Origin of the sequence: Streptomyces sp. NPDC005303 (genome assembly GCF_040607335.1) — a bacterium.
GTDB lineage: Bacteria > Actinomycetota > Actinomycetes > Streptomycetales > Streptomycetaceae > Streptomyces.
Genome location: NZ_JBEXGM010000027.1, coordinates 1 through 23,621, shown reverse-complemented (window position 1 = coordinate 23,621; position 23,621 = coordinate 1). Strand labels below are relative to the sequence as shown.

General features: G+C 68.7%; 19 protein-coding genes, 1 rRNA gene and 1 riboswitch. Of the genes, 4 read left to right on the top strand and 16 right to left on the bottom strand.

Going from position 1 to position 23,621, the window contains the following annotated elements:
• Positions 1-129 precede the first annotated feature (129 nt).
• Positions 130-1,167 (top strand): LacI family DNA-binding transcriptional regulator, encoded by a 1,038-nt coding sequence (locus ABZT93_RS29985; protein WP_356110612.1) that lies wholly within the window; start codon positions 130-132, stop codon positions 1,165-1,167.
• Between the two features lie 161 nt (positions 1,168-1,328).
• On the opposite strand, the gene ABZT93_RS29980 is transcribed toward ABZT93_RS29985, so the two are convergent.
• From ABZT93_RS29980 to ABZT93_RS29965, 4 genes are read right to left on the bottom strand one after another with little or no spacing between them, the layout of a single operon-like run.
• A complete protein-coding gene (locus tag ABZT93_RS29980; protein WP_356110610.1) occupies positions 1,329-2,366 on the bottom strand; it encodes an endo-1,4-beta-xylanase in 1,038 nt (345 codons plus the stop codon).
• A 60-nt stretch (positions 2,367-2,426) separates the two neighbouring features.
• Positions 2,427-3,260 (bottom strand): carbohydrate ABC transporter permease, encoded by an 834-nt coding sequence (locus ABZT93_RS29975; protein WP_356110608.1) that lies wholly within the window; start codon positions 3,258-3,260, stop codon positions 2,427-2,429.
• Positions 3,257-4,255: a sugar ABC transporter permease gene (locus ABZT93_RS29970; protein WP_356110606.1), complete on the bottom strand. Its 999-nt coding sequence runs from the start codon at positions 4,253-4,255 to the stop codon at positions 3,257-3,259. The genes ABZT93_RS29975 and ABZT93_RS29970 overlap by 4 nt, the downstream gene beginning before the upstream one ends.
• A gap of 6 nt (positions 4,256-4,261) precedes the next feature.
• The gene (locus ABZT93_RS29965; RefSeq protein WP_356110605.1) at positions 4,262-5,557 is read right to left on the bottom strand and encodes an extracellular solute-binding protein; all 1,296 of its coding nucleotides are present in this window, start codon (positions 5,555-5,557) and stop codon (positions 4,262-4,264) included.
• Between the two features lie 930 nt (positions 5,558-6,487).
• On the opposite strand from ABZT93_RS29965, the gene ABZT93_RS29960 reads away from it, so the two are divergent.
• Positions 6,488-8,440 carry an amino acid transporter gene (locus tag ABZT93_RS29960; RefSeq protein ID WP_356110603.1) on the top strand — a complete coding sequence of 651 codons (1,953 nt, stop codon included), beginning with the start codon at positions 6,488-6,490 and terminating at the stop codon, positions 8,438-8,440.
• Between the two features lie 47 nt (positions 8,441-8,487).
• Positions 8,488-8,907, top strand: a complete 420-nt coding sequence (locus ABZT93_RS29955; protein WP_356110602.1) for a TOBE domain-containing protein — start codon at positions 8,488-8,490, stop codon at positions 8,905-8,907.
• A gap of 81 nt (positions 8,908-8,988) precedes the next feature.
• Here ABZT93_RS29955 and gcvP read toward each other — a convergent pair whose 3' ends face one another.
• Entirely contained in the window at positions 8,989-11,874 is a 2,886-nt protein-coding gene (gene gcvP / locus ABZT93_RS29950; protein WP_356110601.1) for an aminomethyl-transferring glycine dehydrogenase, read from the bottom strand.
• A gap of 175 nt (positions 11,875-12,049) precedes the next feature.
• Positions 12,050-12,145, bottom strand: a riboswitch (glycine riboswitch).
• Between the two features lie 123 nt (positions 12,146-12,268).
• Here gcvP and ABZT93_RS29945 point away from each other — a divergent pair.
• Complete coding sequence (locus tag ABZT93_RS29945; RefSeq protein WP_356110600.1) at positions 12,269-12,646, top strand: PRC-barrel domain-containing protein; 378 nt, start codon at positions 12,269-12,271, stop codon at positions 12,644-12,646.
• Positions 12,647-13,420: 774 nt separating this feature from the next.
• On the opposite strand, the gene ABZT93_RS29940 is transcribed toward ABZT93_RS29945, so the two are convergent.
• The 11 genes from ABZT93_RS29940 to rrf all read right to left on the bottom strand — a co-directional run.
• Positions 13,421-14,779 carry a DNA polymerase IV gene (locus tag ABZT93_RS29940; RefSeq protein WP_356110598.1) on the bottom strand — a complete coding sequence of 453 codons (1,359 nt, stop codon included), beginning with the start codon at positions 14,777-14,779 and terminating at the stop codon, positions 13,421-13,423.
• A gap of 57 nt (positions 14,780-14,836) precedes the next feature.
• Entirely contained in the window at positions 14,837-15,481 is a 645-nt protein-coding gene (locus ABZT93_RS29935) for a MerR family transcriptional regulator (RefSeq protein WP_356110596.1), read from the bottom strand.
• A 263-nt stretch (positions 15,482-15,744) separates the two neighbouring features.
• On the bottom strand, positions 15,745-16,218 hold the full coding sequence (locus ABZT93_RS29930; RefSeq protein WP_004002801.1) for a bifunctional nuclease family protein: 474 nt from the start codon (positions 16,216-16,218) through the stop codon (positions 15,745-15,747).
• A gap of 76 nt (positions 16,219-16,294) precedes the next feature.
• On the bottom strand, positions 16,295-17,032 hold the full coding sequence (locus tag ABZT93_RS29925) for a MerR family transcriptional regulator (RefSeq protein ID WP_356110594.1): 738 nt from the start codon (positions 17,030-17,032) through the stop codon (positions 16,295-16,297).
• Positions 17,033-17,050: 18 nt separating this feature from the next.
• The gene (locus ABZT93_RS29920) at positions 17,051-17,956 is read right to left on the bottom strand and encodes an FHA domain-containing protein (protein WP_356110592.1); all 906 of its coding nucleotides are present in this window, start codon (positions 17,954-17,956) and stop codon (positions 17,051-17,053) included.
• A gap of 61 nt (positions 17,957-18,017) precedes the next feature.
• On the bottom strand, positions 18,018-18,860 hold the full coding sequence (locus ABZT93_RS29915) for a DUF881 domain-containing protein (RefSeq protein WP_356110590.1): 843 nt from the start codon (positions 18,858-18,860) through the stop codon (positions 18,018-18,020).
• A gap of 5 nt (positions 18,861-18,865) precedes the next feature.
• Positions 18,866-19,198 carry a small basic family protein gene (locus tag ABZT93_RS29910; RefSeq protein ID WP_003988855.1) on the bottom strand — a complete coding sequence of 111 codons (333 nt, stop codon included), beginning with the start codon at positions 19,196-19,198 and terminating at the stop codon, positions 18,866-18,868.
• Positions 19,195-20,103 (bottom strand): DUF881 domain-containing protein, encoded by a 909-nt coding sequence (locus ABZT93_RS29905; protein ID WP_356110588.1) that lies wholly within the window; start codon positions 20,101-20,103, stop codon positions 19,195-19,197. Before ABZT93_RS29905 ends, ABZT93_RS29910 begins: the two co-directional genes overlap by 4 nt.
• A gap of 95 nt (positions 20,104-20,198) precedes the next feature.
• On the bottom strand, positions 20,199-22,694 hold the full coding sequence (locus ABZT93_RS29900) for a mannose-1-phosphate guanyltransferase (protein ID WP_356110586.1): 2,496 nt from the start codon (positions 22,692-22,694) through the stop codon (positions 20,199-20,201).
• A gap of 114 nt (positions 22,695-22,808) precedes the next feature.
• Positions 22,809-23,417: a CDP-alcohol phosphatidyltransferase family protein gene (locus tag ABZT93_RS29895; protein ID WP_053852216.1), complete on the bottom strand. Its 609-nt coding sequence runs from the start codon at positions 23,415-23,417 to the stop codon at positions 22,809-22,811.
• Positions 23,418-23,526: 109 nt separating this feature from the next.
• Positions 23,527-23,621, bottom strand: a 5S ribosomal RNA gene (gene rrf, locus ABZT93_RS29890); the annotation flags it as partial.

Below are 23,621 nucleotides of genomic sequence, written 5' to 3'. Positions count from 1 at the left end.
TTTCCGGAAGACTCCTGGAAGTTTCGAGCTCGACGTTTACGTGGCTCGACGTTTACGTGGCTCGACGTTTACGTGGCTCGACGCTTTCGAAGCTCGATGCGTTCGAGGCTCCGACGTGGAGGTGGGCAAGTGACAGCACGCGAGGCCGACGCCGGGCCCCGGGGCAGAGTCACCATCACGGAGATCGCCCGGCAGGCCGGCGTCTCGGTGCCGACGGTGTCCCGGGTGGTCAACGGCCGGTCGGACGTGTCCCCGCACACACGCGCCCGGGTCGAGGAACTGCTCCAGCGGTACGGCTACCGCAAGCGCCCCGCGGCCCCCGGCACCCGCGCCTCCCTGCTCGACCTCGTCTTCAACGATCTCGACAGCCCCTGGGCGGTGGAGATCATCCGGGGAGTCGAGGAGGTCGCGCACGCGGAGGGTGTCGGCACCGTGGTCTCCGCGATCCACGGCCGCTCCGGCGACGCCCGCGAGTGGATGCGCAATCTGCGCGCCCGCGCCTCCGACGGCGTCATCCTGGTCACCTCGGCGCTGGACACCCTCCTCCACGACGAACTGCGCGTGCTCGGCGTCCCGTTGGTGGTCGTCGACCCGGCCGGCTCCCCGGCGCTGGACGCCCCCACCATCGGCGCCGCCAACTGGTCGGGAGGGCTCGCGGCCACCGAACACCTGCTGTCCCTCGGGCATCGCAGGATCGGCCTGATCGCCGGGCCGGCCCGGCTGCTGTGCTCACGTGCCCGCCTCGACGGCTACCGAGCAGCTCTGGAGGGCGCCGGTCTCGGCTTCGACGAGGCGCTGGTCGTCCCCGGTGACTTCCGTCCGGAGTCCGGCTTCGCGGGCTGCGAGAAACTCCTCGGCCTGCCCGAGCCGCCGACCGCCGTGTTCGCGGCCAGCGACCAGATGGCCCTCGGCGCGATCGAGGCGCTGAGGCGGCGTGGCCTGCGGGTGCCGGAGGACATGAGCCTGGTGGGTTTCGACGACCTTCCGGAAGTCCGCTGGTCGGCCCCACCACTGACGACCATCCGCCAACCCCTCGCCGACATGGGCAAACTGGCCGTCCGCACGGTCCTCGGACTGGCCCGCGACCAACACCCGGACTCACCACGCGTGGAGCTGGGCACGGAACTGGTGGTGCGGTCGAGCACCGCACCCCCGGCCACGGCCTGACGAGCCAGGACGAATACCGAACCTGCTGTGACCGGGCCGTCGCCGAAAGGCGCCCGCCGGAGGCCCGAACTAGCCCCGGCGGCCCCGGCAGGACGGCGGAAGTCCGCCGCGCCCACCGAGGCCCCTCTCCCCTGCTCCCTGCTCCCTGCTTCAGTCGCCCCCTACTTCAGCGCCGCACGGATCGCGTAGTACGCCGGCTTCGGCTGGAACTGCTCGTCCCACGGCAGCGCGGCGCCCTGGCCCTCGAAGAAGGCCGGGATCCAGGAGTACTTGTCGGTGTAGTCCCAGATGGTGATGCCGACACACCGCCGCACCGCGAGACACGCGTCGGTCAAGTCGGCGTACCACTGGGCCTGCTGTGCCAGTTTCTCCTCGGTCGCGGGCAGGATCATCCGGATGTCGACCTCGGTGAGCGCGGTGTCGAGGCCCAGCTCGGCGAAGCGGCGGAGGTTGTCCTCCAGGGTGATCGGATAGCCGTACTGGAGCGCCAGATGGGTCTGGAGACCGATGCCGTCGAGCGGGACGCCCTGTGCCTTGAGCTGCTTGGCCAGGTTGTAGTAGGCGTCGCTCTTCGCCCCGATCCCCTCGATGTTGTAGTCGTTGAGGTAGAGCTTGACCTTGGGGTCTGCCTGGCGGGCCCAGCGCAGGGCGTCCGCGATGTAGCCGGGGCCGAGGGTCTTGTAGAAGACGGTCTCCCGATAGGTGCCGTCCTCGTTGAAGGCCTCGTTGACGACGTCCCAGGCGAACACCTTGCCCCGGTAGTGCCGTACCTCGGTCTGGATGTGCTTCTTCAGTACGGCCCTCAGCTCGTCCGCCGTCCACTCGCGCGAGGTGACCCAGTCGGGCAACTGGCTGTGCCAGACGAGGGTGTGGCCGCGCACCTTCTGGTGGTGCGAGCGGGCGAGGTTCACGATCTCGTCGCCGTTGGTCCAGTCGAAGACCCCCTGCTCGGGTTCGGTGGCGTACCACTTCATTCCGTTGCCCGGCGTGATCTGGTCGAACTCGCTGCCGAGGATCTTCTTGTACGGCTCGTCGACGAGCTCGGGGTTGTCGGTCGCGCTGCCGAAGTAGCGGCCGTGACGCTGGGCGAGGTCGGCGAGGGTGGGCGCCTTGCCGTGGGCCTGGGCGGGCGCGCCGAGCCCGGTGACCACGAGGGCGGCGGCCAGGACTCCGACGAGTCTGAGACGGTTCTTGCGCATGGGGCGACTCCTCACGTGCGGGGGCGGGGTGGGTGAGCCGTACTTTTCGGGGCGCCGCCGTCAGCCCTTCGTGGCACCGGCGGTGAGGCCGCCGACGAGTTGGCGCTCGGCGACCGAGTAGAAGGCGAGGGCGGGCACCATCGCCAGGACCAGATAGGCGAAGACACGGGCGTACTCCGCGGAGTACTGGCCCTGGAACTGCTGCACCCCGATGGGCAGCGTCCACCAGGTGTTGTCGGTGAACACCAGCAGCGGCAGCATGAAGTTGTTCCAGCTGGTGACGACGGCGAGCACCGACACCGTGCCGAGTGCGGGCCGTGCCATGGGCAGCAGCACCCGCCAGAAGAAGCCGAAGGAACTGCACCCGTCGAGGGTGGCCGCCTCCTCCAGCTCACCGGGGATCTCCCGGAAGAAGGCCCGCAGGATGATGATCGTCATCGGCAGTCCGAAGGCGGCCTGCGGCAGGATCACGCCCAGCGGGTTGTCCAGCAGGCCGAGTGAGCGCAGCAGCAGGAACAGCGGGAGCACCGCCACCGCGAAGGGGAACATCAGCCCCATCGTGAAGAGCGTGAACAGCGCCTCCCGGCCGCGGAAGGCGAACCGTGCGAAGGAGAACGCGGCGAGCGCGGACGCGGCGACCACCAGCACGGTCGTACCGACCGCGATCAGCGTGCTGCTGCCGAGCAGCCGCCAGAAGTCGCCGCCGGTCAGGATGTCGGTGTAGTTGCTGGTCAGCCAGTGCTTCGGCAGTCCGAAGGGGTTGCTGGAGAGCTCGTCGGTGGACTTGAACCCGGACAGGACCGCGTACACCAGGGGTACGACCATCACCGCGCCGACGGCGACGAGGATGACGTGCAGGGGCAGGGTCCGTGCGGTGGTCTTGCGGGCGGTCACTTGCCGTCCCCCCTCATCGTCGTGGTGGCCCCTTCGAGGTCGCGGCGGAGCACGAACCGCTGGTAGGCGAGGGCGAAGACGAGGCAGATGCCGAACATGACCACGCTGATCGCGCTGGCGTAGCCGACCTGGTAGCGCTTGAAGCCGTACTGGAACATGGTCACGGCCATGGTCTCGGAGTGGTGGTCGGGGCCGCCCTGGGTGACCACCCACACCAGGTCGAAGAGCTGGATCGAGCCGATGACGGACAGGAAGATGCTGATCCGCAGGGTGGGCGCGAGCAGCGGCAGGGTGACACTGCGGAACCGCTGCCAGGCGCCGGCCCCGTCGATGAGCGCCGCCTCGGTCAACTCCCGTGGGATGGACTGGAGTCCGGCCAGGTAGAGCATGGTGTGGAAGCCGAAGTACTTCCACACCATGACCAGGAAGAGCGTCGCCATGACGTAGGAGGGATCGGCGAACCACAGCCCGCCGACGCCGTCGAGACCCACCGCCCCGAGGACGTGGTCGGCCAGTCCGGAGTCCGGGGCGAAGACCATGCTGAACAGCACGCCGGTGATCGCCTCGGACAGGACGTAGGGCGCGAAGAACAGCATCCGGTAGACGGCCCGGCCGCGCAGCTTCTGGTTGAGCAGGACCGCCATGGCGAGCGCGAAGGGCAGTTGGAGCGCGAGGGACAGCCCCACCAGGACAAGACAGCGCCACAGGTCGCCGAGGAAGACGGGGTTGTCGAAGAGATCCGTGAAGTTGTCGATGCCGACGTAGTCGGAGGGCATGCCGAAGCCGCCCCACCGGAAGAAGGCGGCGTACAGCGCGAACAGCATCGGCAGCAGGACCATGCCGATGAACAGCACCAGGGCGGGCAGTTGGAAGCCGACCGCGGTGAGCCAGTGCATCACGCGCCGACGGCCCCGCCCCCGGGCCCTGACGTGTTCCGGGGGCGGGAGATCGGTGCCCGGACCGCTCCGCTTGTCTGCGAGGAACGTGGAGGTCATCGCGGGCTACTGCTCTTCCTTCGCGGTCTGCGTGATCGACTGGGCCACCTGCTCGGGGGACTTGGAGCCGGCGATCAGCGCGGCCACGCTGTCGTTGACCTCCTGGCCGACGGCGGGGGCGTACGCCTGGTCGAGATACAGCTGGAAGCCGGTGGCAGCCTTCAACTGGGCCTGGACGAGCTTGAGGTTGGGGTCGGTCATGGCCTTCTCCGCGTTCGGGAGCACGGGAAGGACGCTGGTCTTCTTGACCAGTTCCAGTTCGGTGGCCTCGGAGGCGAAGAACTTCAGGAAGTCGACGGCCTCCTGTGGGGCGCCCCGGCGCAGGGCGTGTCCGCCGCCGCCTCCGAACACCTCGGTGATGGCGCCCTTGCCGCCCTCGACCGCGGGGAACGGGAAGAAGCCCAGGTCGTTTCCGAGGCCCTTGCCGCTGTCGGCCTCCACGGACGGGGCCCACTGGCCCATGAGCTCCATGGCCGCCTTGCCGTTGCCGACGGCGGCCGCCTGGCCGGTGGGGGTGGAGTAGGCGGCGTTGAGGAAGCCCTTCTGGAAGGGCTGGAGGTCCACGAGTTCCTTGAGGTGGCGGCCGGCCTCGACGAACCCGGCGGCGGTGAAGTCCTTGTCCTCGCTGGCCTTCTGCAGGGCGTCGATGCCCGCGGTGCGCATCGCGAGGTAGGCCCAGTAGTACATGCCGGGCCACTTCTCCTTGCCGGCGAGGGCGATGGGCGTGATGTTCTTCGACTTCAGCTTGCTCACGGCCTCCAGGAAGCCGCCCCAGGTGGTGGGGGGTTCACTGACACCGGCCTGCTTGAAGAGCTTCTTGTTGTACCAGAAGCCGATCATGCCCATGTCGAACGGAATGCCGTAGACCTTGTCGTCGAGGATGTACGGCTCCTTGGTGACCTTCAGCAGACCGTCGGCCCACGGCTTGGTCCGGTCGGTCAGATCCTCGACGAGCCCCGCGTCGACCTGCTGCTTGAGAACGCCGCCGCCCCAGGTGTGGAAGATGTCGGGGAGCTTCCCCGAGGCGGTCAACGCCGTCATCTTCGACTTGTAGGCGTCGTTCTCCAGCTGAACGATCTTTATCTTGACCTTGGGGTTCTGTGCCTCGTACTTCTTGGCGAGGCTCGCCCAGACACTCTTCGCCGGCTCCGTGGTGGAGATGTTCCACCACTCCACCGTGGTCTTCCCGTCGGACGATCCTCCGTCCGAGTCGCCGCCACAGCCGGTCAGTGCCGTCATGCCCAGACCGGCCGCGGCGGACGCCGCCAGAAAGCCACGGCGGGACAGTGCCGGGTCGCCCATGATGCGCTCCTTGGGTACGGGACGGAGCCGTCCTTGTCCGTCCTGCGGTTCGAAAGTTTCGGAAGAGATCCAGAAAGCTTCGCTGCTGCCGCACCCTAGAGACAGCTACTAAACGGTGGCAACCCCCTGTGCATGGGGAATGTTCGCGGATTAAACAGCCAACCGGCCCCGGAGGGGCCCGCTTCGGGGAGCGGGGACCACTTGCGGTGCTCACGCTCGCCCTGCGGTACCGATCCGGGCACCCCTTTCGGCTCTCCCTTCGGCGGGAGGACGTCGAGGCGCGGGCGTCTCACGGCACTCGCGCACCGGCCCGGTGATCCGGTCCGGATCGAGCCCCAGCGCACCGGAGACGGGGGTAACCTCCGATGACCGAGCAACCGCGTCTCCGCGGCCGCTTAACCCTCCGAAATGACGAAACATTCGGTGGTACCGGCGAACATTACGAAGCAGTCGGCGCGGAGATTCCACAGCAGGCTCGGCTCGGGTCTACCCGGACGCCGTAGGGCTCGAGGCGGAGAGGTGGGACAGCACCGCCGACGGCACGCCCCGCAGGAGCACGCGCGTGCGGAGCCGGACGGAACAGCGCTCCGATGACATCGTTCCCCTGCCTCTGGGTGTTCGACCCTCTCCGGGACCGCACGCAGCACCGGCCCCTTCCCCAACTGCGCGACCACGACCCGGAGATGCCCTTCTCGCGAGATGACGCTGCGTGTCCGCCCCGATCGGCCGACCCCCGCACATCGAACGCAGAGAGCGACCCCCCGACGGGCCCGTATGCCCCTCTGACGTGCCGCAGGCCGAGTCTTAACGGAAGTTTGACGCCCCCGCGCCCGCCATCCGCAGGCCCGAGCGTCACTCTCCGCTTACGCTGATCCCGCCGCCGCCCAGGTGGCCGGATCCGAGCTGAGCCGCACCTAGGAGCACCCCCCGATGGCCGTCACCGAGCACCCTCCCCCGAGTCGTCTGCGCTCCTGGATGCTGGAGGGCCTGTCGGACATGGGCAAGGGCGGCGGCCACACGGGCCCGCACGCCGAACCCGAGCCGCCGCACCAGGGCCAGCGCTGGTACCGGGTGATGTGCCTGACCGGCGTCGACTACTTCTCCACCCTCGGCTACCAGCCCGGCATCGCCGCACTGGCGGCGGGCCTGCTCTCCCCCGTCGCCACCATCGTCCTCGTCCTCGTCACCCTGGTCGGCGCGCTGCCCGTCTACCGTCGCGTGGCCGAGGAGAGCCCCCACGGCGAGGGTTCCATCGCCATGCTGGAACGCCTCCTGTCCTTCTGGCAGGGCAAACTCTTCGTCCTGACCCTCCTCGGCTTCGCCGCCACCGACTTCCTCATCACCATCACCCTCTCCGCCGCCGACGCCTCCACCCATCTGGTCGAGAACCCCCACCTCACCAGCACCCTGCACAACCAGCAGATGCTGATCACCCTCGTCCTGGTCGCCCTGCTCGGCGCGGTCTTCCTCAAGGGCTTCCTGGAGGCCGTCGGCGTCGCGGTCGCCCTGGTCGGCGTCTACCTCGCCCTCAACGTGGTCGTGGTGATCGTCGGACTGTGGCACGTCGCCACCGCGGGGCATGTCGTCACCGACTGGTCCAACGCCCTGACCGCCGAGCACGGCAACGTCTTCGCCATGGTCGGCGTGGCGCTGCTGGTCTTCCCCAAGCTCGCGCTCGGCCTGTCCGGCTTCGAGACGGGCGTCGCCGTCATGCCGCACGTCAAGGGCGACCCCGGTGACACCGAGGAGCGTCCCGCCGGCCGGATCCGCGACACCAAGAAGCTGCTCACCACCGCCGCCCTGATCATGAGCGTCTTCCTGATCGCCACCAGCTTCATCACCACCCTCCTGATCCCGGAGAAGGACTTCGAGTCGGGTGGCCCGGCCAACGGCCGCGCGCTCGCCTACCTGGCGCACAACTACCTGGGTGGCGTCTTCGGCACGGTCTACGACATCTCGACCATCGCCATCCTGTGGTTCGCGGGCGCCTCCGCGATGGCCGGCCTGCTCAACCTGATGCCCCGCTACCTGCCCCGCTACGGCATGGCCCCGCACTGGGCCCGCGCCGTGCGCCCCATGGTCATCGTCTTCACGCTCATCGGCTTCCTGGTCACCTGGATCTTCAACGCCGACGTCGACGCCCAGGGCGGTGCCTACGCCACCGGCGTCCTCGTCCTCATCAGCTCCGCCGCGATCGCGGTGACCATCGCGGCCCGCAAGGCCGGCCAGCGGGGCTGGACGATCGGCTTCGCGGTCATCTCGGCGGTCTTCCTCTACGTCACCGTCGCGAACGTCATCGAGCGCCCCGACGGCGTCAAGATCGGCGCCTGCTTCATCGCGGGCATCATCCTGGTCTCCCTGCTCTCCCGGCTGGCCCGTGCCTTCGAGCTGCGCGTGACCAGCGTGCAGCTGGACGACATGGCGGAACGTTTCATCCGGGACATCGCCAGCCGCAAGATCCGCTTCATCGCCAACGAACCCGACAGCCGCGACAAGGCCGAGTACCGCGAGAAGATCGAACAGATCCGCGCCGACAACGACATCCCCGGCGAGGACTTCGTCTTCGTCGAGGTCACCGTCCTGGACCCCTCCGAGTTCGAGGCCGGCCTCACCGTCCGCGGCGAAGTCCTGCACGGCCGCTACCGCGTCCTGACCCTGGAGTCGTCCTCCATTCCGAACGCCCTGGCCGCCCTCCTCCTGCATGTCCGCGACATCACCGGCTGCACCCCCCACATCTACTTCGAGTGGACCGAGGGCAACCCTTTCCACAACTTCCTGCGCTTCTTCCTCTTCGGGCAGGGCGAGGTCGCCCCCGTCACCCGAGAGGTCCTCCGTGAGGCGGAACCCGACCGCGCCCGCCGCCCCCGCGTCCACACCGGCTGACCCGCGCATACCCGACATGAGGCGCATTCGCCTCTAAGTTGATGCCCATGACCCTGAGCATCCGCAACCAGCTCCCCGGCACCGTCGCCACCGTCACCCCGGGCGAGGCCATGGCGACGGTCAGGATCCGCCTCGACGGCGGTCAGGACCTCACGGCCGCGATCACCCTCGATGCCGTGGAGGAACTCGGCCTCACCCAGGGCTCCTCCGTCCGTGCCCTGGTGAAGTCGACGGAAGTCTCCCTCGCCACCGCCCGGGTCCAGGGCGTATCCATCCGCAACCAGCTCCCGGGCACGGTCACCGCTGTGGCGGCCGGCGCCGCCATGGCCACCGTCAAGATCGCCGTCGAGGGGGGCGAGCTCACCTTCGCGATCACCGCGGACGCCGCGACCGACCTCGCCCTGGCCGTCGGCACTCCCGTGGTCGCCCTCATCAAGTCGACCGAGGTGTCACTGGGGAAGGAGTAGGCCCGGCGCGACGCAAAGGAAGACGCAAAGGAAAGGGCCCCGCCGAAACGGGGCCCTCATCACCTCTGGTCAGTCCTCGTATCAGTCCTCGTACGCGTCCAAGGGCGGGCACGAGCACACCAGGTTCCGGTCGCCGAACGCCTGGTCGATCCGCCGCACCGGCGGCCAGTACTTGTCCGCGACCGACACCCCGGCCGGGAACACGGCCTCCTCCCGGGTGTACGCGTGCTCCCACGCGCCGCCCAGCGCACCGGCGGTGTGCGGAGCGTTCCGCAGCGGGTTGTCGTCGGCGTCCCACTCCCCGGAACCGACCTTCTCGATCTCCCCGCGCATGGCGATCATCGCGTCGCAGAACCGGTCGAGTTCTGTGAGGTCCTCGGACTCGGTCGGCTCGATCATCAGCGTCCCGGCCACCGGGAACGACATGGTCGGCGCGTGGAAGCCGTAGTCGATGAGCCGCTTGGCCACGTCGTCGACGCTCACCCCGGTCGCCTTGGTCAGCGGACGCAGATCGATGATGCACTCGTGCGCGACCAGCCCGCCGGGGCCGGTGTAGAGCACGGGGTAGTGCGGCTCCAGGCACTTGGCGATGTAGTTGGCGGAGAGCACGGCCACCTGCGTGGCCCGCTTGAGCCCCTCACCGCCCATGAGCCGGACGTACGCCCACGAGATGGGCAGTATCCCCGCGGAACCCCAGGGCGCGGCCGAGATCGGCCCGACGCCCGTCTCCGGGCCCGCCGCGGGCTGCATCGGATGGTTCGGCAGATACGGCGCCAGGTGCGCCCGTACGCCGACCGGACCGACGCCGGGGCCACCGCCGCCGTGCGGGATGCAGAAGGTCTTGTGCAGGTTCAGGTGCGAGACGTCACCGCCGAAGTGCCCCGGCTTGGCCAGCCCCACCAGCGCGTTGAGGTTGGCCCCGTCGACGTACACCTGCCCGCCGGCCTCGTGCACCTGCGCGCAGATGTCGGCGACGTGCTCCTCGAACACTCCGTGCGTCGAAGGGTAGGTGATCATCAGCACGGACAGCTCGTCGCGGTACTGCTCGATCTTCGCCCGCAGGTCCTCGACGTCGATCTCGCCGTCCCCGGCGGTCTTCACGACGACGACCTTCATGCCCGCCATCACGGCGCTGGCGGCGTTGGTCCCGTGCGCGGACGACGGGATCAGACACACGGTCCGCTGCTCGTCACCGTTGGCCCGGTGATACCCGCGTACGGCGAGCAGCCCGGCCAGCTCGCCCTGCGAACCGGCGTTGGGCTGCAGCGACACCTTGTCGTACCCGGTGACCTCGGCGAGCCGCTCCTCCAGCTCCTGGATCAACGTCAGATAGCCCTGCGCCTGCTCGGCGGGAGCGAAGGGGTGCAGCTGCCCGAACTCGGGCCAGGTGACCGGCTCCATCTCCGTGGTCGCGTTGAGCTTCATGGTGCAGGAGCCCAGCGGGATCATGCCGCGGTCGAGCGCGTAGTCACGGTCGGCGAGCCTGCGCAGGTAGCGCAGCATCGCGGTCTCGGAGCGGTGCTGGTGGAAGACGGGGTGGGTCAGGAAGTCGTCGCCGCGCAGCAGCGCGTCCGGCAGCGCCTCCTCGGTGGCCGCGTCCAGCGCCTCGATGTCGGCCTCGACCCCGAAGGCGTTCCACACGGCACCCACCTGGGCCCGCGCGGTGGTCTCGTCGCACGCGACGGACACGTGGTCGGCGTCGACGAGGTGCAGGTTGACGCCGTTCCGGCGCGCCGCGGAGACGATCTCGGCGGCCTTCGCGGGCACCCGCACGGTCAGCGTGTCGAAGTAGGACCCGTGCACGACCTCGACCCCACCGGCCGTCAGCCCCTCGGCGAGGATGTTCGCGTACCGGTGCGTCCGCCGCGCGATGCCCTTGAGCCCCTCGGGCCCGTGGTAGACGGCGTACATCCCGGCCATGACCGCGAGCAGCACCTGCGCGGTGCAGATGTTGCTGGTCGCCTTCTCCCGGCGGATGTGCTGCTCACGGGTCTGGAGCGCGAGCCGGTAGGCCTTGTTGCCGTCGGCGTCCACGGACACACCCACGAGCCGCCCGGGCAGGCTGCGGGCGAACTTCTCCTGCACGGCCATGTAGCCGGCGTGCGGTCCACCGAAGCCCATCGGCACACCGAACCGCTGCGTGGTCCCGACCGCGATGTCCGCCCCGAGCTCGCCCGGCGACTTCAGCAGGGTCAGCGCGAGCAGGTCGGCGGCGACGGTCACGAGCGCGCCGAGCTCGTGAGCCTGGTCGATGAGCGGCTTGATGTCCCGTACGACACCGGAGGCGCCCGGGTACTGGACGAGCACCCCGTTGATCTCACGCCCGGCGACCTCGGCCGGGATCCCGTCGCTGAGGTCGGCGACCACGACCTCAAGGCCGGTCGGCTCGGCACGGGTCTCGATCACGGCGATGGTCTGGGGCAGCACGTCGGCGTCGACGAGGAAGAGCCCCTTCTTGTTCTTCCCCATGCGGCGGGACAGCGCCATGGCCTCGGCCGCCGCGGTCCCCTCGTCGAGCAGCGAGGCGCCGGAGGTCGGCAGCCCGGTGAGGTCGGCGACCATGGTCTGGAAGTTGAGCAGAGCCTCGAGGCGTCCCTGGGAGATCTCCGGCTGGTACGGCGTGTAGGCCGTGTACCAGGCCGGGTTCTCCATGACGTTGCGCAGGATGACGGGCGGGGTGAAGGTGCCGTAGTACCCGAGCCCGATCATGGAGTCGAGCACCTGGTTCCGGTCGGCCAGCGACCGCAGCTCGGCCAGCACCTCGGCCTCGGTGCGCGCGCCGGGCAGTTCCAGCGCATCGGCGTTCTTGATCACATCAGGCACGGCGGCGGCCGTGAGCTCGTCCAGCGAGCCGTAGCCGACCTGCGCGAGCATCTTGGCCCGAGCCTCGTGATCAGGGCCGATGTGACGCTGCTCGAAGGGAATCCCCTGTTCGAGCTCGGAGAGCGGAATGCGATGGGCGGTCATTGCGGAGGCCTCCTGGTCTGACACGACCTTCGAGGGGTACCCCGGCGCGGGTACCCCGGCGGCCTCCCCCTCTGTCATCTCAACCTGAGAGCTTCACCGGCCGCCCGAAGGCCGCCGGCTTTCACCGTCGGTGAGAGCGGAAGCCGTCGACACCCGCCCTGCTTTCCAGAGTGACCTCGTCCGTGCGGTACGTGAGCCTGAGAGATTCCGGGGAGGATTTGCTCCTTCGGCGCCTCCGATGGTGTCTGGAGGACTCTCCCGCGCGGGGTCAGCAGCCGTTCGCAAGCCTACCAGCGAGGTCACCGCACGGGTCTTCGAGTGGCCGCACACCCCGATGTGCTCTTTCGTAGTGCTTACGACCGCTTCGGATGAGTTGCGACCAAGTGGAGGGCACGTGCAGACCGACATCGATCCGCGCAACCTGATCGGCCGCAAGGCGTTCGACCGCAACGGCACCAAGATCGGCACCATCGACGAGGTCTACCTCGACGACGCGACCGGCGTGCCGGAATGGGCTGCCATACGCACCGGCCTCTTCTCCCGGGACGCCTTCGTCCCCCTGGAGCCGAGCGAACTGGTCGACGGCACCCTGCACGTCCCCTTCGACCGCACCCTCATCAAGGAGGCCCCCGACTTCGGCGTCGGCCGCCACCTCTCCCCCGACCAGGAACTCCAGCTCTACCACCACTACGGCCTCCACGTGTCCACACCAGCAGCACCCCCGGACCGCGACTTCGGCAAACTGGCAGGCACGACAGACACCGAATCCTGACCGCCCACGCCAACACCGCTACGGCCCCATAGCAAAGCCGAAGCCGACCACCCGACCCACCCCACCCCGAACCAGGACCTAGGCAAACCAGCAGGCACGACAAACAGCAAACCCTGACCGCCCACGCCGACGCACCGAACACCCCCGCAACAACCGGAAGCCCACCACCCAGCCAACACCCCGCCCCCACCCCGGACCGGGACTTCGGTAAACCGGCAGACGCGAAAGACGCCGAAACCTGACCGCCCACACCGACGCCGCGACGGCCCCATAGCAAAGCGAAGCCGACCACCCGGTCCACATCCCGCCCCACCGCGCCCCAGGTGCGGGTGGCGGCACGACGGCCCACGCCGGCGCACTCGGCGTCGACCGTGAGCCCCAGGCACGCGGCGCGTCACCCCACGGCCCTCAGCCCAACGAGACGCAAGGCCCATCGCCCCGGCGCCAGCCCTGCCGGAACGCCGTGCAGCCCAGCAGATCCTCGCCCCATCCCACCACCCGCCCTAAATGCCCCACCGTCCCCTGCCCCCGCCTCACCGGACGATCCACACGACTCGCCGCCCCGCCCAGCCCCGGCAGACCCGCTACACGCCTCGTCGACCCCACCCGCGCCTCGACACGTGCTCCGCGCCCCCTCCAGGACCCCAACGACAAGAGCTCTGCACGGCCTCCAGTCACCCCCACCCCCGCCACAACCCCCACCCACCACAGCCCCGCCGACCGCCGACGGCGCTCAACTCCCACAAGGGCCACCCACGCCCGAGAAAGAACCCGTCACGGGCGGTGCGGCCCGGAACCCAGCACCTCGACCAACGGCAACGGCTCAGCCGACTCCAGCGCGGGATCATCGACAAGAAACGTCCGCACCCGCCCCGGCTCCGAACCCGGCGTCTCGAACCGCACAGTCACCCGCCCCAGCCCGCTCCCCTGCACCCACCCGTGCCCGTACTCGGCATGCCGCACGTCATGCCCGGCGACCCACCGCCGCTCGACCACCACGTCCCGCGACTCAGCAGGGACGTCGTCAGCCACCTCCTCGGCAGCGTGGTCCACGATCTTCCCTGCGGCCTGAGCGAACAGATCCTCCTGAGTGAAGTCGGCAAGCCCGGAGACCCCCACTCCCAGCAACCGCACACCCCCCGTCGAGTCCACGCCCTCCAGCAACCGCAGGGCGGCCTCCCGCACCACCGCGGGATCATCCGTGGGCCCCCGCAAGGTCTCGGACCGCGTCAGCGTCGAGAAGTCGTACCGCCGCACCTTCAGCACTATGGTCCGCCCCGACAGCCCGGCCTCCCGCAGCCTCCGCACACACCGGTCCGCCAACCGCTGCACCTCGAGCCCGACCCGAACCCGGTCGTGGATGTCCACGTCGTAGGTGTCCTCCACCGACACCGACTTCGCCTCCCGCTCCGCCACCACGGCCCGCTCGTCCCGCGCCAGCGCCATGGCGTACAGCCCGTGCCCGTGCGCCTTCCCGAGCAGCCGTACGAGCTCGTCCTCCCCGGCCTCGACGATCTCGTCGACGGTATGGATCCCGGCCCGCCGCAGATGGTCCCCCGTCGCCGGCCCCACCCCCGGCAGGGTCCGCACCGACATCGGCCCGAGCATCGCCCGCTCCGTGCCCGGCTCGATCACCACCAGCCCGTCCGGCTTGGCCTGCTCGGAGGCGATCTTCGCGAGCATCTTGGAGGCCGCCAGCCCCACCGACCCCGTGAGCCCCGTGCCGGCCCGTATGTCGGCCCGCAGCTTCGCGCCGACCAGTCGCGCGGACGCCTCGTCCCAGGCCGCTCCCCCGGCCTCCAGATCCACGAACGCCTCGTCCAGGCTCAGTGGCTCCACCAGCGGCGACAACTCCCGCAGCAGCCCCATCACCTGCTCGCTGATCGCCTTGTAGAACCCGAAACGCGGCACGAGATACGCGGCGTTCGGCGCGAGCCGTCTCGCCTGGGCCGTCGGCATCGCCGAGTGCACCCCGAACACCCGGGCCTCGTAGGACGCGGTGGCCACCACTCCCCGCGGCCCCAGCCCGCCCACGACGACGGCCTTCCCGCGCAGACTCGGCTTGGACGCCTGCTCCGCCGAGGCGTAGAAGGCATCCATGTCGAGATGCAGGATCGTGGGCGCTTTTCTCACATGTCCGATGCTGCCCTACGCCACTGACAATGCCCCGCCGCAGACGGCGGGCAGGCCTCAGACCGCCCGGTTGCGGCGCCTGGCCAGCTCGTCCGCGGGGTTGTGCCCGATGAGCGTCTCCCCCGTGTCGATGCGCTCCCCGTGCAGCTGCGACAGGGCGCTCTCGACATCCCGCCACACGACACCCACGGCGATCCCGAAGACGCCCTGGCCGCCCTGGAGCAGCGCGTGGACCTCGTCGGGCGAGGTGCACTCGTAGACCGTGGCCCCGTCGCTCATGAGGGTCATGCGCTCCAGGTCCTGGAACCCTCGCTCCCGCAGGTGCTGGACGGTGGTGCGGATGTTCTGCAGGGACACGCCGGTGTCGAGGAACCGCTTGACGATCTTGAGGACGACGACGTCCCGGAAGCTGTAGAGCCGCTGCGTCCCCGACCCATGGGCGGGCCGCACGCTCGGCTCCACGAGCCCGGTGCGCGCCCAGTAGTCGAGTTGCCGGTAGGTGATACCGGCCGCCGCGCACGCCGTAGGACCGCGATAGCCGATCTGCTCGGACGCCATGGACGTCGCCCCTCCGCTGCTCGGCACGGCCGTCGGTCGCTGCGGAGCGTGATCGGCCGCGCTGCCGTGAAGCGGGTACGGACCGCTTGCCCCGAGAGTCCGTCCGGGGGCACCCCCAGCCGTACCGTCGCCGCTGCTTCTCACGCCGACCTCCGTCCTTGACCTGCCTTCTCGACGGTAGGCAGTCACCAGGGGTGCGTCAACGATCGCCACACTCGGCACGCCGAGTGATAATCACCCTAAGAGTGGTTTGCCGTACCCCACCGCGGGGAAAGGCTAGCCGAATGCGCTCCGAACGGGCCGCAGGACGCTCTCACGCGCCGGTGGCAAATGCCAGCATTTTGGTGTCGACCGGACACGGCCGACCCGTCACGGACCGCTGATCCGCCGGATCGGCCGCCGCTGCCTCACTGGCTGCTGGTGCCGAAGTCCTCGGGGGAGATCTGGTCGAGGAACTCGCGGAACTTCTCCACTTCGTCCTCCTGCTCGTCCGGGATCGCGATACCGGCGTCGTCGAGCACCCCGTCACTGCCGTAGATCGGCGTCCCGGTGCGCAGGGCCAGCGCTATGGCGTCGGACGGCCGCGCGCTCACCTCGACGCCGCTGGCGAACACCAGCTCCGCGTAGAAGACGCCCTCACGCAGGTCCGTGATGCGCACTTCGGTGAGCTCCTGGCCGACCGCCTCCAGCACGTCCTTGAACAGGTCGTGGGTCAGCGGTCGTGCGGGGGCCATGCCCTGCTGCGCGAAGGCGATCGCCGTCGCCTCCCCCGGCCCGATCCAGATGGGGAGGTAGCGGTCGCCTCCCACTTCACGCAGGAGCACGATCGGTTGGTTGGAGGGCATTTCGACCCGGACACCTACGACATCGAGCTCGTTCACACAGCAACCCTAGGCCGTGCCCGGGACGTTTGGGTAGTCGGGCAGGAAACGGGTGACGATCCGGTGCCCGGCACCCTCAGGGCAGGCGTACGCCGAGTGCGGTCTGCACAAGTGCCGCGTGCAGCTTCACCGTGAGCCCCGCGAGTTCCTTTGCACGGGCTTCGGCGTGTGCGCGGGTCTGCGGGTTGCGGTGGCGCTTGAGCGGGGCCACCACCTGGTCCACGAGCCCGGCCTCACGGTCGGCGGCCGCCTTCATCGCCCGCAGATGGCGCGGCTCGATCCCGAACCGCCCGAGCTCCACGACGAGCGCGGCCACGGTCACCGCCTCGGCGTCGTAGGCCCCGTCCGGCAGCGGCGTGATGAGCCCGTACGACTCCCACTCCGTCAGGTCCGACTCGCCGATCTCGGCGGCGGCCAGCAGCTCGGCCCGGCCGATCCGGGCCGCGGGTGGGCCTTCGGAGACCTCCAGGACCGTTTCTCCGTCCCGCTGGCGGCCCACCGTGGGCAGCGCGACGGCCTCGCCCCGCTCCATGGCGTCCAGGTGCTCCCGGATCACCTTGAGCGGCAGATAGTGGTCCCGCTGCATTCTCAGGACGTGGCCGAGGCGCTCGACGTCCCGGTTGCTGAACTTTCGGTACCCGGAAGGCGTCCGCTGCGGCTCGATGAGTCCCTCGGACTCCAGGAAACGGATCTTGGAGATCGTGACCTCGGGAAACTCGTCGCGCAGCACGTTCAGCACTGTGCCGATGCTCATCAGCCCACTGTCCGTGGCGGCGGTGCCGTGTCCGGCACCGCCGCTCGGTGTTTGAAGCATGGACCTTCCCTGGGAGGGTCAGTAGCCCTGCTGGCTCGCGTAGAACACCAGCCGGTACTTGCCGATCTGCACCTCGTCGCCGTTGTTCAGAGCGACCGCGTCGATCCGCTCGCGGTTGACGTACGTGCCGTTGAGACTGCCCACGTCCGACACCGTGAACGAGCCGTCCTGGCCGCGGCGGAACTCCACGTGCCGACGCGAGACCGTGACATCGTCGAGGAAGATGTCGCTCTGCGGGTGACGCCCGGCCGTGGTCAGCTCGCCGTCCAGCAGGAAGCGGCTGCCCGAGTTCGGGCCGCGGCGCACCACCAGGAGCGCGGAGCCCAGCGGGAGCGCGTCGACGGCGGCCTGCGCCTCCGGGGAGAGCGCCGGCATCTGCGTCTGGCCGGTGACCTCGGAGTCGTAGGCCTCGAGTCCCGAGATGGAGATGGTGGAAGTCGTCTCCGACGGACGCTCGGGCACGGACCCGGCCCGCAGCGGGGCGCCGCAGTTGGAGCAGAAGCGGCTGTTCTCCGCGTTGCGGTTACCGCACCTCGTACACACCAGGGCTGACATAGGGGAAAACCCTCCACCCGTACTTGAGGTTGACGGCTGCCCGAAACCTATGCCGCCGGACTGGGCAGGGTCAACAGACGGCACGCCCTGACCTCCGGAAACGTCACCACCCTGACCGCCGACCTGGTCCCGGAACAGCGGGCGCTGACCCTCGGCGTCGGGCTGTGCGCGATGCCGAGCGGTCGCGTTGTCGCTACCTTCTCGCGCGCTCTTGCCGAACAACTTCGCAAACAACTTCACGGGCGATTCCCCTTGACCGAAACAGACCCGCCCGTGGGGCAGGACGAACCCTGATTGAACACACCGGTCGACCCGGACATCCTCACAACGTCCGTTGCCACCAGACAGTTTCCACCACGCACCACCCATTCGGTGCGCCGACCCCCCGCAACCTCATGCCCTGGCCGGATGCCCCCCATGCACCCCCGGTTCACTGGGAGGACGACCGAGCGTAGTCAGGCCGCTTCGCCGCTCGCAAGGCGTCCACGACGATCTTGTCCGACCGCTCGACGGTAACGGTGGCCTGCTCCTTCTCCAGAGTCTGCACCACGCCTCCAGGGATGTTCAGCGCCGGTTCCAGGTCCTGCGGATTGCCGATGACCTTGAAACGAAACGGCGCGGTGATCTTGTTCCCGTCGACGCTCACACTCTTGCCCGAGTCCGACAGATAGGTGTCGGCGACGACCCGTACGCCGTTCACCTGAATCGCCTCCGCGCCGGCCGCCCGCAGCTCCTGGATCGCGTCGAGCAGCATGTCCGCCTCGACGGTCCCCTTGTTGTCCTCGATCGTCATCGTGATGCCCGGCCCCTGAGCGGCCACCGTGCCCGCGAGGATGCCGAGTTGCCGCTCCTTCTCGACCGTCTGCTTGCGGGCCTCTTCTGCCTGGTCGGAGCTGTTCTCCAGCTCGTCCCGCTGCTTCTCGAGGCCCTGCTTCTCGTCTTCAAGACGCTGAGTACGGTCGTCCAGTTCATCGAGGATGCGTACGAGATCTTCCTGCCTCGCCCCCCGCAGCGCACTGTCGCTGTCGCTGTTGGACGCCACCTGGATGGCAAGGCCGAATCCGAGGCCGAACAGCAGCACCGCGACGATGAGTTGGGCCCGAGTCACGCGCGGCGGCCACAGCCCCTGCACCAGCCTCTGACGGCCGGTCAGCCCGGGCTCCGCAGCCGGAGTGCCGGGCTCCTCGGCAGCCTTCTCGGCAGGTGCGGCCGGGAGTTCCTCCGGCAGTTCCTTGCGCAACCCGTTGCCGGGCGTCTCGTCCTGTTCGCTCATCGGCCTCACGCCCGGAAGACGTGCCGGCGGATCGCCGCGGCGTTGGAGAAGATCCGGATGCCGAGCACGACGACGACACCGGTCGACAACTGGGCGCCCACGCCCAACTTGTCGCCCAGGAACACGATCAGCGCGGCCACGACCACGTTCGACAGGAACGACACGACGAAGACCTTGTCGTCGAAGATGCCGTCGAGCATGGCCCGCAGCCCTCCGAAGACGGCGTCGAGCGCCGCCACCACGGCGATCGGCAGATAAGGCTCGACAACCGCCGGAACCTCAGGCCGGACCAACAGTCCGGCCACGACTCCCACGACGAGGCCCAGTACGGCGATCACGATGTGCCCTTCTCAGTTCTCGGCTCTGCTGTACGTACGATCACACTCGGTGCGGCCGGCAGCCGGAGGTCGTCCTCCGCGGAGATGGCGGTCCGGATGCCGTAGTTCTCTTGCAGGGCGTGCAGATACAGCCCGTCGGCGCTGTCCTGGAACCTGGTGCTCAGCCGCTGTCCGTCCCCCACCGCAAGCACCGTATACGGCGGCACCAGGGGCTTGTTGTCGACCAGTATCGCGTCACCCGCGGCCCTGATCGCCGACAGGGCGGTCAGCCGCTGTCCGTTGATGGAGATGGCCTCGGCTCCCGACTCCCACAGCCCGTTCACGACCCGCTGCATGTCACGGTCGCGCACCCGCCCGGTGTCGGAGAACCCCGACGTCTCCCGCGGGTTCCCGTCGCCGCCACCCGTACTGGCTTCCTTGGCGTCGTTCACGACCAGCTTGACGCCCGGGCCGTGCACCTCGACAGCGCCCGACAGGATGCCCACGAGGTCGGCCTGGCCGCTGTCGCCCGTGTGCTTGAGCGCCTCTCGCTGCCGCGTGCTCACGTCGTCGCGCAGCTGGTCGACGCTCTCCTCCAGCTTGTCCGCCGTCTCGGTTTCGCGGTCGATACGGTCGATGAGCTCCTCGCGCTCCTTGGCGACGACCGGAGCGGCCACCCGCGCCTGCGCCGCCCCCACGGTGACCACGAGAGCGGCGAGCACCAGGCCCAGGGCGAGCCCCAGCCTCGCCCGCAGCGTCTTGGGCAGCCCGCCTTCACCGGCGGCCTTCTTGCGGGCCGCGGCCTCGGCGTACCCGTCGTCGAGGCTGTGGTCCATGACGTTGGTGAGCAGCGACATGGAGGCGTCCGGGCGCGACGGGCGCGTGGGGGTGCTCCGAATGGGGGGCTGCTGCGGCATGCCGCACATCGTCGCACGTCGCGGCCCCTACCTCCGAATGGCCCCATCGGCGTGCCGGACAGGCCCCCTTGGGGACACTTGTCCGGCACGCGCGCGTGCGTGGCTCAGCGGCCGGCGCTGTCCACTACCGCCGACCACTCGTCCAGCAGTGCCTGCGCGGACGCGTCATCGGGACCCTCGGCCCACAGATGCGTGACCGCCTCCGCCGGGTCCGGCAGCACCATCACCCACCGCCCGTCGGTCTCCACGACCCGGACACCGTCGGTCGTGTCGACAAAGCGATCTCCCGCTGCCTCCACGACCCTGCGCATCACCAGACCCTTGACGGCCCACGGGGTCGCCAGATCCCGCTTGAGGACATGCGCCCGCGGAATCCGCGCGTCGATCTGGCTGAGCGTGAGCTGCGTCCGCGCCACCAGCCCGATCAGCCGCACGAAGGCCGCCGCACCGTCGAAGACACTGCTGAACTCCGGGATGATGAAGGCGCCCTTGCCGTCACCACCGAAGATCGTGGACTCGTCACGTCCGACCCGTGTCAGATCGTCGGGCGACGTGGTCGTCCACTCGACCTGCGTGCCGTGGTACGCCGCCACCTGCTCGGCGATCCGCGTGGTGGTGACCGGCAGCGCCACACGGCCGCTGCGCCGTTCCGCGGCGACCAGATCGAGCATGACGAGCAGCGCCCGGTCGTCCTCGATGATCCGCCCCTTCTCGTCCACGAGGGACAGCCGCTCACCCACGGGGTCGAACCGCACCCCGAAAGCGGCCCGTGCGGAGGCCACGATCTCGCCCAGCCGCAACAGCCCAGAACGCCGAGCGTCCGCCGTCTCCGTCGGCCTGGACTCGTCGAGGCCCGGGTTGATGGTCAGCGAGTCCACCCCGAGCTTCCCGAGCAGACTCGGCAGCACCAACCCCGCGCTGCCGTTCGACGCGTCCACGACGACCTTCAGCCCTGCCTCGGAGATGCCGGTGATGTCGACGTTCCGCAGCAGCGAGCCGGTGTACGAATCGAAGACACTCGCAGGGAAGTGCAGATCCCCGATCTCGCCGGGGAACGCACGGCGGTACTCCTGCCGAGCGAACACCCGGTCCAGCTTCCGCTGGCTGCCCTGGGAGAGATCCGCACCCCGCCCGTCGAAGAACATGATGTCCACGGAATCCGGCACCCCTGGCGTGGTCCGGATCATGATCCCGCCGGCACTCCCCCGCGCGGTCTGCTGCCGCGCCACGGGCAGCGGTACGTTTTCCAGGTCGCGTACGTCGATGGCGCTGGCCTGCAGAGCGGAGATCACCGCCCGCTTCAGTGCCCGCGCGCCACGGGAGTGGTCGCGAGCGGTGGTGACGGTCGACCCCTTCTTGAGGGTCGTCGCGTAGGCGCCGGCCAAGCGGACCGCGAGCTCCGGGGTGATCTCGACGTTCAGGATGCCGGAGACGCCACGGGCACCGAAGAGATGCGCCTGCCCCCTGGACTCCCAGATGACCGAGGTGTTGACGAAGGCACCGGCTTCGATGGTCTTGAACGGGTAGACCCGCACATTCCCCTGAATAATCGATTCCTCGCCGACGAGACACTCGTCGCCGATGACCGCGCCGTCCTCGATACGGGCCGCGCGCATGATGTCGGTGTTCTTTCCGACGACGCAGCCGCGGAGATTGCTCTGCTGCCCGACATACACGTTGTCGTGCACGACGGCCTTGTGCAGAAAGGCGCCGCTCTTCACGACCACGTTCGAGCCCACCACGGTGTGCTCGCGGATCTCGGCGCCGGCCTCGACCTTGGCGTAGTCGCCGATGTACAGCGGACCCCGCAGAACGGCGTCGGGATGCACCTCGGCCCCCTCGGCCACCCATACGCCCGGGGAGAGCTCGAAGCCGTCGATCTCGACGTCGACCTTGCCTTCCAGGACGTCGGCCTGCGCCTTCACATAGCTCTCGTGCGTGCCGACGTCCTCCCAGTACCCCTCCGCGATATAGCCGTAGACCGGCTTGCCTTCCTTCATCAGCTGCGGGAAGACATCGCCGGACCAGTCCACGGGCACATCCGGGTCGACGTAGTCGAAGACCTCGGGCTCCATGACGTAGATGCCCGTGTTCACGGTGTCCGAGAAGACCTGGCCCCAGGTCGGCTTCTCCAGGAAGCGCTCGACCTTGCCTTCCTCGTCGACGATGGTGATGCCGAATTCGAGCGGATTGGGCACACGCGTCAGACAGACGGTGACGAGCGCCCCCTTCTCCTTGTGGAAGTTGATGAGCTCGGTGAGGTCGAAGTCGGTCAGGGCATCACCGGAGATGACGAGGAAAGCATCGTCCTTCAACGCCTCTTCGGCGTTCTTGACGCTTCCGGCGGTACCGAGTGGCTTCTCCTCATTGGCATAGGAGAGCTCCATTCCGAGCTCTTCACCGTCACCGAAGTAGTTCTTGACCAGTGAGGCCAGGAACTGAACAGTGACCACGGTCTCATTGAGCCCATGCCTTTTGAGCAGCCGGAGAACGTGCTCCATGATCGGCCGGTTTACCACCGGCAGGAGCGGCTTGGGCATGCTCGAGGTCATGGGACGAAGGCGTGTGCCTTCGCCTCCGGCCATCACGACGGCCTTCATGTCGGAAGCGTCCTCCTTAAAAGATGACGGTCTAGCCGACTTCACCCGTCCAGATTGTCCCGCACTTTTCTGCAGGGGGCCATCGAGCCGCTACGGCCGTGCCAATGGGCGAGTTCAGTCGGCCTCGGCGTCCGCACGGACCAGGCGGCGGACTTGGACCACATAGAGCACTCCTGCCCACCAGTACAGCGTTGTACCCCATCCGGCGAACGCCCATCCGAAAATAGCAGCGAGTGACGAGATCCATCCAGTTCCGTCACTGAGCAGTAGCAGCGGGAAGGCGTACATGAGGTTGAAGGTGGCGGCCTTGCCGAGGAAGTTCACCTGCGGCGGCGGATAACCATGACGTCTGAGGATGCCCACCATCACCAGGAGCATCAGCTCCCGCAAGAGAAGTGCAGCCGTCAACCAGATTGGCAGAATCTCGCGCCAGGTGAGGCCGACCAGAGTCGAGAGAATATAGAGGCGGTCGGCCGCGGGGTCGAGCAGCCGGCCGAGGCTGCTGATCTGGTTCCAGCGACGGGCGAGCTTGCCGTCCAGGTAGTCGCTGATCCCGCTCAGAGCGAGTACCAGCAACGCCCAGGTGTCACTCTTGGGCCCTCCGAACTCGGGCCTGAGGATCAGCCACAGGAAGAGCGGCACCCCAACGAGCCGCGCCATGCTGAGGATGTTGGGGATGGTGAGGACCCGGTCCGTCTGGACCCGGGTCTCCTGGACCTCCACCCGGGGGCCTCCTGTGGGAAACGTGCCAACGATGCCCCCTGACCCTACCTCAACGCAAAAAAGCTCTGGCTCTTGGGCTGCGTGCCCAAGAGCCAGAGCTCTAAAAGGAGTTCGGCGGTGTCCTACTCTCCCACAGGGTCCCCCCTGCAGTACCATCGGCGCTGTAAGGCTTAGCTTCCGGGTTCGGAATGTAACCGGGCGTTT